This window comes from Streptomyces sp. NPDC104581 (assembly GCF_055583685.1).
On record NZ_JBVJNN010000009.1, the window covers coordinates 149,082 to 161,256 of the forward strand.

At 69.6% G+C, this 12,175-nt stretch carries 9 protein-coding genes; 5 read left to right on the forward strand and 4 right to left on the reverse strand.

Translation table 11 applies throughout. The annotated features are described in order from the left end of the window. Genes ACZ61E_RS10860 through ACZ61E_RS10880 form a run of 5 tightly spaced genes read left to right on the forward strand, consistent with a single transcriptional unit; the run spans position 1 to position 5,155 of the window. Positions 1–624, forward strand: coding sequence for an EboA domain-containing protein (locus ACZ61E_RS10860; RefSeq protein WP_469699271.1), 624 nt, complete (start codon positions 1–3; stop codon positions 622–624). Then, entirely contained in the window at positions 624–1,472 is an 849-nt protein-coding gene (locus tag ACZ61E_RS10865) for a TatD family hydrolase (protein WP_469699242.1), read from the forward strand. The genes ACZ61E_RS10860 and ACZ61E_RS10865 overlap by 1 nt, the downstream gene beginning before the upstream one ends. Positions 1,473–1,476: 4 nt before the next feature. Next, positions 1,477–2,646 (forward strand): metabolite traffic protein EboE, encoded by a 1,170-nt coding sequence (gene eboE, locus ACZ61E_RS10870; RefSeq protein WP_469699243.1) that lies wholly within the window; start codon positions 1,477–1,479, stop codon positions 2,644–2,646. Next, complete coding sequence (locus tag ACZ61E_RS10875; protein ID WP_469699244.1) at positions 2,643–4,064, forward strand: alkaline phosphatase family protein; 1,422 nt, start codon at positions 2,643–2,645, stop codon at positions 4,062–4,064. The genes eboE and ACZ61E_RS10875 overlap by 4 nt, the downstream gene beginning before the upstream one ends. 17 nt (positions 4,065–4,081) lie before the next feature. Next, positions 4,082–5,155, forward strand: a complete 1,074-nt coding sequence (locus ACZ61E_RS10880) for a sugar phosphate isomerase/epimerase family protein (RefSeq protein ID WP_469699245.1) — start codon at positions 4,082–4,084, stop codon at positions 5,153–5,155. A gap of 82 nt (positions 5,156–5,237) precedes the next feature. On the opposite strand, the gene ACZ61E_RS10885 is transcribed toward ACZ61E_RS10880, so the two are convergent. The 4 genes from ACZ61E_RS10885 to ACZ61E_RS10900 all read right to left on the reverse strand — a co-directional run bounded on the left by ACZ61E_RS10885 (position 5,238) and on the right by ACZ61E_RS10900 (position 12,027). Continuing rightward, on the reverse strand, positions 5,238–6,626 hold the full coding sequence (locus ACZ61E_RS10885; protein WP_469699246.1) for an OFA family MFS transporter: 1,389 nt from the start codon (positions 6,624–6,626) through the stop codon (positions 5,238–5,240). 288 nt (positions 6,627–6,914) lie between these two features. Then, entirely contained in the window at positions 6,915–9,014 is a 2,100-nt protein-coding gene (locus ACZ61E_RS10890) for an acetate--CoA ligase family protein (RefSeq protein WP_469699272.1), read from the reverse strand. A 47-nt stretch (positions 9,015–9,061) separates the two neighbouring features. Beyond that, positions 9,062–10,333 (reverse strand): formyl-CoA transferase, encoded by a 1,272-nt coding sequence (gene frc / locus ACZ61E_RS10895; protein WP_469699247.1) that lies wholly within the window; start codon positions 10,331–10,333, stop codon positions 9,062–9,064. A gap of 11 nt (positions 10,334–10,344) precedes the next feature. Then, the gene (locus ACZ61E_RS10900; protein ID WP_469699248.1) at positions 10,345–12,027 is read right to left on the reverse strand and encodes a thiamine pyrophosphate-binding protein; all 1,683 of its coding nucleotides are present in this window, start codon (positions 12,025–12,027) and stop codon (positions 10,345–10,347) included. Between the last annotated feature and the right edge of the window lie 148 nt (positions 12,028–12,175).

Here is a 12,175-nt window from a genome sequence, read left to right on the forward strand (position 1 = left end):
ATGGGATCCGACCGCCCCGACGGACCCGACGGCTTCCACGGAAGCCTCGACGCGAAGGCCGTCGCCTGGCTCGACCAGGCACTCGCCGAAGCGGCGGAGGCGGCGGAATCGGGCGGTGAGCACGACAACGTTGCCGTCCCCCGCTGGGAACTCCGCTTCGCCGCCGCCGGCCGCCACTGCGGCCAGGAGAACGCCGACACCGCCCGCACCCTGCTCCTCCGCCGGGCCGCCGCCGACATCGACACCCTCACCCGCCTCTACCAGCGCGGCACCGCCGGCGAACGCCGCGCCGTGCTGCTGGCGCTGCCGCACCTCGTCCCCGGCCCGGAGGCCCTGCCGCTCGTCGAGGACGCCCTGCGCACCAACGACACCACGCTCGTCGAGGCGGCCGTCGGCCCGTACGCGGCCGACCATCTCGACCCGCACGCCTGGCGGCACGCCGTACTGAAGTGCCTCTTCACCGGCGTGCCCGTGGCCGCCGTCGCCGACGCGGCACACCGCGCCGAAGGCGACACCGAACTCGCCCGGATGCTCACCGACTTCGCGTCCGAGCGCACCGCGGCGGGCCGGTCGGTACCCGCCGACCTGCACCGCGTACTGAACATGACCGGCGAGGAGTCCTGATGCGCATCTTCGACCCCCACATCCACATGACCTCCCGCACCACGGACGACTACCAGGCCATGTACGCCTCCGGAGTCCGTGCACTGGTCGAGCCGTCCTTCTGGCTCGGCCAGCCCCGCACCTCGCCCGCCAGTTTCTTCGACTACTTCGACGCGCTGCTCGGCTGGGAGCCGTTCCGCGCGGCCCAGTACGGCATCGCGCACCACTGCACGCTCGCCCTCAACCCCAAGGAGGCGAACGACCCCCGCTGCACCCCCGTCCTGGAGGAGCTGCCGCGCTATCTCGTCAAGGACGGCGTCGTCGCCGTCGGCGAGATCGGCTACGACTCCATGACCCCCGCCGAGGACATCGCGCTCGCCACCCAGCTCCAGCTCGCCGCCGAGTACGCGCTGCCCGCGATGGTCCACACCCCGCACCGCGACAAGCTGACCGGACTGCGCCGCACCATCGACGTGGTCGCCGAGTCCAATCTCGACCCCGAGCACGTCCTGCTCGACCACCTCAACGAGACCACCGTCAAGGACGCGGCGGACAGCGGCAGCTGGCTCGGCTTCTCCATCTACCCCGACACCAAGATGGACGAGGACCGGATGGTCGCCGTACTGCGCTCCCACGGCACCGACCGCGTACTCGTCAACTCGGCCGCGGACTGGGGCAAGAGTGACCCGCTCAAGACCCGCAAGGTCGGCGACGCGATGCTCGCCGCCGGTTTCTCCGACGACGACGTCGACAAGGTGCTGTGGCGCAACCCCGTCGCCTTCTACGGCCTCAGCGGCAGACTCCAGCTCGACGTCCCCGCGCCGGAGGCCCTCCACGAGGGCAACTCCATCCTCCGCGGCGGGGAGTGAGCCCATGCGCTTCCGCCACCCCGACGGGTCCACCGTCCATCTCTCGTACTGCACCAACGTCCACCCCGCCGAGACCCTCGAAGGCGTACTGGCCCAACTGCGCGACCACTGCGAGCCGGTACGCCGACGCCTCGGCCGCGACCGCCTCGGCATCGGTCTGTGGCTCGCCAGGGGCGCGGCCCGCTCCCTCATCAACGACCCCGCCCAACTGCGCGGCCTCAAGGGTGAGCTGGAGCGGCGCGGGCTGGAGGTCGTCACCCTCAACGGCTTCCCCTACGAGGGCTTCGGCGCCGAGGAGGTCAAGTACCGCGTCTACAAGCCCGACTGGGCCGACCCCGAGCGGCTGTCCCACACCACCGACCTCGCCCGGCTCCTCGCCTCGCTGCTGCCCGACGACGTCACCGAGGGCTCCGTGTCGACCCTGCCGCTGGCCTGGCGCACCGCCTTCGACGACGACGCGGCCCGCACCGCGCACGCCGCGCTCACCACCCTCGCCGAACGGCTCGACGCGCTGGAGGAGCTGACCGGCAAATCCATCCGGATCGCGCTGGAGCCCGAGCCCGGCTGCACCGTCGAGACCACCGCCGACGCGATCGGACCGCTCACCGACGTCGCCAGCGCCCGCATCGGCATCTGCGTCGACACCTGCCATCTCGCCACCTCCTTCGAGGACCCGGCGACCGCGCTGGACGCCCTCGCCGAGGCCGGCGTCACCATCCCCAAGGCCCAGCTCTCCGCCGCGCTGCACGCCGAACACCCCCACCTCCCCGAGGTGCGCGACGCGCTCGCCGCCTTCGCCGAACCCCGCTTCCTGCACCAGACCCGCACCCGCACGGCGGCCGGTCTGCGCGGCACCGACGACCTCGAAGAGGCACTGGCCGGTGAGGCGCTGCCGGACGGCGCCCCCTGGCGCTCCCACTTCCACGTCCCGCTGCACGCACCGCCCGCCCCGCCCCTGACCTCGACCCTTCCCGTACTCCAGGACACCCTCGCCCGGCTCGTCGGCGGCGCCGAACCGCTGACCCGCCACCTGGAGGTCGAGACGTACACCTGGCAGGCGCTCCCGCCGGAGCTGCGCCCCCGCTCACGCGGCCGGCTCGCCGAGGGCATCGCCGCCGAACTCACGCTGGCCCGCGACCTCCTGGTCGACCTGGGTCTCAAGGAGCTGCCATGACCGCCGACCCCACGCCCGAGCCGTCCGCGGAGCCGGCCGCGACGGGCCCCACACCCCTGCTGGTCCTGGACGTGGTCGGACTCACGCCCCAGCTCCTCGCCCACATGCCCAACCTCCGGAAGCTGGCGGCCACCGGCTCCCAGGCCCCGCTGACCACCGTGCTGCCCGCCGTCACGTGCAGCGCCCAGTCCACCTTCCTCACCGGCACCCTGCCGTCCGAGCACGGCATCGTCGGCAACGGCTGGTACTTCCGCGAACTGGGCGACGTGCTCCTGTGGCGCCAGCACAACGGACTGGTCTCCGGGGACAAGCTCTGGGACGCCGCCCGCCGCGCCCATCCCGGCTACACCGTCGCCAACATCTGCTGGTGGTACGCGATGGGCGCCGACACCGACTACACGGTCACACCCCGCCCGGTGTACTACGCCGACGGCCGCAAGGAACCCGACTGCTACACCCGGCCGCCCGCCCTCCACGACGAACTGCACGACAAGCTCGGCACGTTCCCCCTCTTCCACTTCTGGGGCCCCGGCGCCGACCTCGTCTCCTCGCAGTGGATCATCGACGCCACCCGGCACATCATCGACACCCGCCGCCCCGACCTGGCGCTGTGCTACCTGCCGCACCTGGACTACGACCTCCAGCGCTACGGCCCCGACGACCTCCGCTCCCACCAGGCGGCGCGCGACCTCGACGCGGCGATGGGCCCGCTGCTGGACGACGCCCGCGCCGAAGGCCGTACCGTCGTCGCGCTGTCCGAGTACGGCATCACCAACGTCTCCCGGCCCGTCGACATCAACCGGGCGCTGCGCCGGGCCGGCCTCCTGGAGGTCCACACCCAGGACGGCATGGAGTACCTGGACCCGATGGCATCACGTGCCTTCGCCGTCTCCGACCACCAGATCTCGCACATCTACGTGCGCCGCCCCGAGGACCTGGCCGCGACCCGTGAGGCGCTGAAGGACCTCAAGGGCATCGAGGAGATCCTCGACGAGCAGGGCAAGAAGAACTACGGCCTGGACCACCCGCGCTCCGGCGAACTGGTCGCCGTCGCCGAACCGGACGCCTGGTTCACGTACTACTACTGGCTCGACGACGCCAGGGCGCCCGACTTCGCACAGCTCGTCGAGATCCACCGCAAGCCCGGCTACGACCCCGTCGAGCTGTTCATGGACCCCCTCGACCCGTACGTGAAGGTCAAGGCGGCCAAGGCCATCGCCCGCAAGAAGCTCGGCATGCGCTACCGGCTCGCCGTCGTCCCCCTGGACCCCTCACCGATCCGCGGCAGCCACGGCCGCCTTCCCACGAGCGACGACGAAGGTCCGCTCATCATCTGCTCCACCCCCGAAGCCGTCACCGGCCGCACCGAGGCCACCGACGTGAAATCCCTGCTCCTCAATCTGGCAGGACTGCACTGACCTAAGGAGTTCCACGCATGAGCCGCAAGAAGTCAGTCGACCCGGAGCTCGCAGCCAAGCTCAGCCGGCGCAACATGCTGGGTGTCGCCGCGGGCGCCGGCGCCGCAGCCGCCCTCGGTCTCGCGGCGGCCACCCCCGCCGCCGCGGGCGACAGGGGACGCGGTCACGGCCACGGACACGGCCACGGCCACGGCAAGGGCGAGCCCGTCCTCACCCCGGGCCACCTCGGCATCCAGCTCTACTCGCTGCGTGACAAGGTCAACTCGCTCGGCTTCGCCAAGGTCTTCGAGGAGCTGGAGCGCTTCGGCTACGACGAGATCGAGTTCGCGGGCTACACCCAGGGCGCGGCCGGCGACATCACCATCCCCCAGCTCCGCAAGCTGGCCAGGAACCACGGGCTGCGCCCGATCGGCAGCCACGTCAACTACGCCGACGACAACAACCCGGACGCGTACAGCTTCGCCCAGAACCTGGAGAAGGTGCTGGACGACGCCCAGGCGATGGGCCTCAAGCACATCGGCACCGCGTCGGGCCCCTGGCGGCACGGCGACACCGTCGACGCCTGGAAGCGGGCGGCCGAGGACTTCAACACCTACGGCGCCGCCGCCCGCAAGCGCGGCATGAAGTTCTACCAGCACAACCACGCCGAGGAGTTCTCCTTCGCCAGCGACCAGCCGGGCGTCCGCCTCTACGACGTCCTGCTCGCGGAGACCGACCCCAAGCTGGTCTACCTGGAGATGGACATCTACTGGGCGTTCGCCGCCAAGCACCGCTTCAGCCAGACGGGCGACGGCAGGCCCGCGCCCTTCGACCCGCTGAGCTACGTGCTCAAGCAGCCCGACCGCTACCCGCTCTTCCACGTCAAGGACGGCGTCAGGAACGAGGAGGCGCGCGACGGTTACGACATGGTCGACGTCGGTGACGGCGACATCGACTACAAGAAGTTCATCTCGGCCGTGAACAAGACCCACAACGGCCGCCGGGACCACCACTGGCAGGCCGAGCACGACAACCCGGTCGACTCGATCCTGTTCGCCGAGAAGTCCGCGGACCACCTGCACTCGCTGCGGGAGCGGCGCGGCCACCACTAGGAGACGGACGAACAACGGCTCCCCGTACGGCTGCCGGCCGTACGGGGAGCCGCTTCACTCGGGTCGGCGGCCGTTCGGCCGCTCAGACGTCCTCCCGCCCGATCGGATTCGGATTCGCCTGGATCTTCCTGATGTCCGGCCGGCCCGGAGCCTTGAGGAAGATCGCGAGGCAGGCCGAGAACAGTCCGACACTGCCCGCGATGGCGAACGCGGTCCCGTAGCCCCAGTTGCTCACCACGACTCCGCCCACACCGGCGCCGACGAGACCGGAGATGAGCTTGGAGCTGTAGACCATGCCGTAGTTCGACGCGTTGTTGTTCTCGCCGAAGTAGTCCGCCGTCATGGCCGCGAACAGCGGGAAGATCGCGCCACCGCCGAAGCCGGAGATCATCGAGCAGACCAGGAACAGCGGCATGACGCCGATCGAACCGGAGAACCACACGCCGAACTGCGACAGGCCCAGGACCACACAGACGAAGATCAGTGTCTGACGGCGGCCGTACCGGTCGGATATCCAGCCGATGACGCCGCGTCCCGTGCCGTTCACGATGGCCTTCAGGGACATCGCCGTCGCCACGATCCCGCCGGCGAAGCCCATCTCCTTGCCGAACGGCACCTGCATGGCGATACCGAAGATGTTGATGCCCGCGGTGCAGAGCAGGCAGAACCACATCATCCACAGGACCGGGACCCGGGCCGCCTCCTTGGGTGTGTACTGCCGGACGGCCGGCGGGTTCTTCTCCAGCGCGCGCCGGATCCTCGGGTCGTCGGAGACCTTCAGGGGGTCGGCGCCCTCGGGCCACCAGAACTTCGGCGGGTCCTTGAAGAACCAGCCGGAGACCGCCACCATCACACAGCACACCACGCCGACGAAGACGAGCACGCCCTGGTAGTTGCTGAGGTCCATGTAGGTGCTGAACAGGAAGACGAACGGCACCGAGCCGTAGGCGAAACCGCCGTTGACGAGGCCGGTCTTGCCTCCCTTCCGCTCCGGATACCACTTGCCGACCATGTTCACGCAGGTCGCGTAGACCAGACCCGCGCCGATACCGCTGAACATGCCGAACCCGATGTACGCCACGATCACGTGCGGCGCGTAGGCGAGGGAGAGGTATCCCAGGATCGTGCCGAGCGCGCCGAGCATCATCGCGTAGCGGGCGGGCAGCTTGCCGCTCTCACGGAGCTGCCCCGCGGGGAAGGCCACGGCCGCCTGGAAGAAGATCCAGACACCCATCAGCCAGAAGATGTGCCCGCTGCTCCACGCGTGAGCCGTGTGGAGAGTGTCCTCGGCCGCGGTGAACGCGTACTCCGAGGAGCTGATGCCCATCATCCCGATCCACGGGAAGAGCACCATCGTCCAGCGCGGCCGGCCCATGATCTGCCGGTCGGACTGGCCGATCCGGTAGATCCGGCCGTTCCGGTCCGTCACCTCCTGGTAGGGGACAGATGCGGAGATGTCAGTTGTCGCCATTGTCGATCGAACCCCTTGCGTCGAAGAAGTCAGGCCAGCGCCCCCTGTCCGTTCTCTTCGTGCGGGGGGCCTGCGATGAGCGGAATCCGCAGGCCCCCTGGGTCGCACCGTCAGGTCATCCGGCGCCTCCCCACAGCCTCGCGACCGGCGCGCCGCGCCCAGCGGCGCCGGCCGTCGCCGGCCGCTGACCGTCCCTCACAGCAGCCCCGCCGCCCGCGCCCGGCGAGCGGTGTCGTTCCGGGGGGCGACCCCCGGACCCCCGGCCGGTGTCCGGCCGCTGTCCGTCCCTCACAGCAGCCCCGCCGCCCGCGCCCAGCGGTACTTCGCGCCGAGCACCTCGACCGGCTTCTCCGTGGTGTACGGGTACGCCACCACGCCCCGTTCGTAGAGGTACTGGCACGCGGCCTCCACCTCGACGTCGCCCGCGAGCGACGCCACCACCGGCTTCTCGATGCCGCGCTCCCTGAACTCGGCCACCACCCGCGCCGTCAGCTCGGCGAAGACCATCGGCGGGGTGACGATGGTGTGCCAGTAGCCCAGGACGAGGGAGTGGATCCGGGGATCCTCCAACCCGAGCCGGATCGTGGCCTCGTAGGTCGACGGCGGTTCGCCGCCGGTGATGTCCACCGGGTTGCCCGCCGCACCGAACGGCGGGATGAAGGCGCGGAACGCCTCGTCCAGGTCCGGCGGGATCTCCATCAGCGACAGGCCGTTGTCGACGATCGCGTCCGACAGCAGCACACCCGATCCGCCGGCGCCCGTGATGATCACGACGTTGTCGCCCTCGGGGGTCGGCAGCACGGGCAGGCCGCGCGCGTACTCCAGCATGTCGCTCAGTCCGGGCGCCCTGATGACACCGGACTGCCGCAGGATGTCCTCGTACACCGCGTCGTCGCCCGCGAGGGCGCCCGTGTGCGAGCCCGCGGCCTTCGCGCCCGCCGCCGTGCGGCCGGCCTTGAGGACCACCACCGGCTTCTTGGGGACGGTCGCGCGCGCCGCCTCCACGAAGGAGCGGCCGTCCTTCAGGTCCTCCAGGTGCATCGCGATGCAGTCGGTGTTCTCGTCCTCACCGAACCAGGTCAGCAGGTCGTCCTCGTCGAGGTCCGACTTGTTGCCCAGCCCGACGATCGCCGACACACCCGTCCTGGTGGTCCTCGCGAAGCCGAGGATCGCCATCCCGATGCCGCCGGACTGCGAGGTCAGCGCCACGCCGCCCTTGACGTCGTACGGGGTGCAGAACGTGGCGCAGAGATCCTGCCACGTGGAGTAGTAGCCGTAGATGTTCGGCCCGAGGAGACGGATCCCGTTCTCCTCGGCGATCGTCACGATCTCCCGCTGGAGTTCGTCCTCACCGGTCTCCGCGAAACCGGAGGGGATCAGCACCGCGTTGGGGATGTTCTTGCGTCCCACCTCGCCCAGCGCGCCGGCGACGAACTTCGCGGGAATCGCGAATATCGCCACATCAGGCTCACCGGGAACATCCATCACGCTCTTGTACGCCTTACGGCCGAGTATGTCATCGGCTTTGGGGTTCACCGGATAGATCTCGCCCGCGAAACCTCCGTCGATGAGATTCCGCATGACCGAATTACCTATCTTGCCGTCCTCGTTGGAGGCACCGATCACCGCCACCGAACGCGGCTCCATGAGCCGCCGCATGGAGGTCAGGATCTCCTCGCGCGAGTAGCGGCGCCGCTCGGCGGGAGCCTCGCCGGTCAGCAGGATCCGTACGTCCGCCGCCATCACCCCGCTCGCCGACGCGAAGACCGGGTTGAGGTCCACCTCGGCGATACCGGGGAAGTCGGCCGCCAACTGCGAGACCCTGACCACGAGATCGGCCAGCGCGTCGCGGTCGACGCCCGCGGCGCCGCGCACCCCGCGCAGGATCTCGGCGGCCCGGATGCCGTCCAGCATGGACAGCGCGTCGTCCTTGGTGGCCGGCGCGAGCCGGAAGGTCACGTCCTTCAGCACCTCCACCAGGACGCCGCCGAGGCCGAAGGCCACGACCTTGCCGAAGGTGGGGTCGGTGACCGTGCCGATCAGGATCTCGGTGCCCGCGGGCACCATCTGCTGCACCTGGACGCCGAGAATTCGCGCCTTCGGGTCGTACGCCCGCGCGTTCGACACGATCGTGGTGAACGCGGCGCGCACCTCGGCGGCCGAGCCGACGCCGATCTGCACACCGCCGGCGTCCGTCTTGTGCAGGATCTCCGGGGAGACGATCTTCATCGCCACCGGGAACCCGAGCCGCGCCGCCACGGCCACGGCGTCGTCCGCCGATTCCGCCAGCGCCTCACCCGGTGTCGGGATGCCGTAGGCGTCCGTGACGGCCTTGCCCTCGGGGGCGGTGAGTGAGGTACGCCCCTGTGCCAGGGCGGCCTCGACGATCGCTCCTACGGCATCCTTGTCGGGCGTGAACCCGGTGCTGTCCGCCACTAGATGACTCCGTTCGTCTTCAACAGGCGCAGTTCCTCGTCGCCGAGACCCAGCTCGCCGACGTACACCTCCGCGTTGTGCTCGCCGAGCAGCGGGGAGGAGGTGATGCGGACGGGGGAGTCGGAGAGCTTCAGCGGGCTCCCGACCGTGGTGAAGGTCCCGCGCTGCGGGTGCGCGACCTCGACGACCATGTCGTTGGCCGCGAGCGAGGTGTCCTCGATGATCTCCTTGGTGGAGAGGATCGGGCCGCACGGGATGTTGTGGGCGTTGAGCTTCTCCAGCACCTCCCACTTGGGCAGGGTCGAGGACCACTCCTCGATGAGCTGGAACATCTTGCCCAGCTTGGTGAGCCGGGCCTCGGGAGTCGCCCACTCGGGGTCGTCGGCCAGTTCGGGCCGCCCGATCAGTTCGCTGACGGGCTTCCAGCCGACCGGCTGCACGATGACGTACACGTAGTCGTTGGGGCCGCCGGGGGAGCACTTGACCGCCCAGCCGGGCTGACCGCCGCCGCTGGCGTTGCCCGAGCGCGGCACCTCGTCACCGAAGTCCTCGTTGGGGTACTCGGCCAACGGGCCGTGCGCCAGGCGCTGCTGGTCGCGGAGTTTGACCCGGCAGAGGTTGAGCACGGCGTGCTGCATCGCGACGTTCACGCGCTGCCCGCGCCCGGTGGCGGTCCGCTGGTAGAGCGCGGCCAGGATGGCGGCCACCGCGTGCATGCCGGTGCCGGAGTCGCCGATCTGCGAGCCCGTGGCCAGCGGTGGCCCGTCCTCGAAACCGGTGGTCGACATCGAGCCGCCCATGGCCTGCGCGACGACCTCGTACGCCTTGAAGTTGGTGTACGGACCCTCGCCGAAGCCCTTGATCGACGCGTACACGATCCTCGGGTTGATCTCCTGGATCTTCTCCCAGGTGAAGCCCATCCGGTCGACCGCGCCGGGGCCGAAGTTCTCGACCATCACGTCGGAGCGGCGGATCAGTTCGGTGAGGATCTCCTTGCCGCGCTCGGTCTTGGTGTTGAGGGTGACGCTGCGCTTGTTGCAGTTGAGCATCGTGAAGTACAGCGAGTCGACATCGGGGATGTCGCGGAGCTGTTTACGGGTGATGTCTCCCGTCGGTGCCTCCACCTTCACCACGTCCGCGCCGAGCCAGGCCAGGATCTGGGTGGCCGATGGGCCGGACTGCACATGCGTCATGTCGAGGACACGGACACCGCTCAGCGCCTGGGGGTTCGTGTCGGGGGAGTTCTCCGGGGCTGCTGGAGCCTGGGTCATCATGGCCTCCCTTACTTGTACATGGTCTGGTTCATGGTTCCGGGGGCGTACGCGTCGGGGTCGACCCAGACGTTGATCAGCGAGGGCAGTCCGGACTCGCGGGCCCGCCGGAGCGCGGGCGCGATCTCGGCGGGGTCGCGGACCTCCTCGCCGTAACCGCCCAGCATCTGGGCGAACTTGTCGTAGTGGACGTCGCCGAGGGTGTTGCCGATCCGCTCGCGCTCGTCGCCGTACTTGGCCTTCTGGCCGTAACGGATCTGGTTCATCGACGAGTTGTTGCCGATGATGCCGACGAACGGCAGGTTGTAGCGGACCAGCGTCTCGAAGTCCCAGCCGGTCAGGGAGAAGGCGCCGTCGCCGAAGAGCGCGACGACCTCCTTGTCGGGCCGTGCCTTCTTCGCCGCGAGGACGAAGGGGACACCGACGCCGAGCGTGCCGAGCGGGCCCGGGTCCATCCAGTGGCCCGGCGACTTGGGCTGTACGACCTGGCCGGAGAAGGTGACGATGTCGCCGCCGTCGCCGATGTAGATCGAGTCCTCGGTGAGGAAGTCGTTGATCTCGCTGACCAGGCGGTAGGGGTGGATCGGCGAGCTGTCCTTGCGCAGGTTCGGCAGCCGCTTCTCGATGGCGGTCTGCTCGGCGGCCCGCAGCTCCTCCAGCCACGCCTTGCGCTTGACGGAGCCTCCGTTGATCCGGCCGCTCGCCGCCTCGGTGACCGACTTCAGCACGAGGCCGGCGTCGCCGACGATGCCGAGGTCGATGTCGCGGTTCTTGCCGACCGTGCGGTAGTCGAGGTCGATCTGGACGACCGTGGCGTCCGGCGAGAGGCGCTTGCCGTATCCCATCCGGAAGTCGAAGGGGGTGCCGACGATGATGATGAGGTCGGCGTTGGTGAAGGCGTACCGCCGGGAGAGCTGGAAGTGGTGCGGGTCGCCGGGAGGCAGCGTGCCTCGCCCCGCGCCGTTCATGTAGGCGGGGACGTTCAGTGTCCGTACGAGCTCGATGGCGTCGTCCGTGGCCCGCGTCGTCCACACCTGGCTGCCGAGCAGGATCGCCGGCTTCTCGGCGTGGACCAGCAGATCGGCGAGCTTCTCGACGGCCGCGGGGTCACCGGCCGAACGGGTCGAGGCCCGGTACTGGCCGGCCTTGGGTACGCGTGCCTTCCCGGCCGGGACCTTCGCGTCGAGGACATCGCGCGGAATCTCCAGGAAGGAGGGGCCGGGAGCGCCGTTGTAGCACTCACGGAAGGCCATGGAGACCATGTCGGCCGCGCGGGCCGTGTCGGGGACGGTCGCCGCGAACTTGGTGATCGGCGTCATCATGTCCACGTGCGGCAGGTCCTGGAGCGAACCCATCTTGTGCTGGGTGAGCGCGCCCTGGCCGCCGATGAGCAGCATGGGTGACTCGGCACGGAACGCGTTGGCGACACCGGTGACGGCGTCGGTCGTGCCCGGTCCCGCGGTGACGACGGCGCAGCCGGGCTTGCCGGTGATGCGCGCGTAACCGTCGGCCGCGTGGGCGGCGACCTGCTCGTGGCGTACGTCGACGACTTCGATGCCCTCGTCGACGCAGCCGTCGTAGATGTCGATGATGTGGCCGCCGCAGAGGGTGTAGATGACCTCGACACCTTCTGCCTTGAGTGCCTTGGCGACCAGATGACCACCGGAGATGAGTTCCTGGCTGTCGTCGGGCATGAGGTTGTCCTGTCCCTTCGTAGGGGAGGCCGGGGGGCTCTTGGGGGTGCTCCCGAGCGCTCCCGCGATGGATTGCATACAGTCGACGAATACTGTATGAAGCTTGTTATCCCGCATCCGGTGGGTGGTGTCCAGGGGGCGTGCGGCA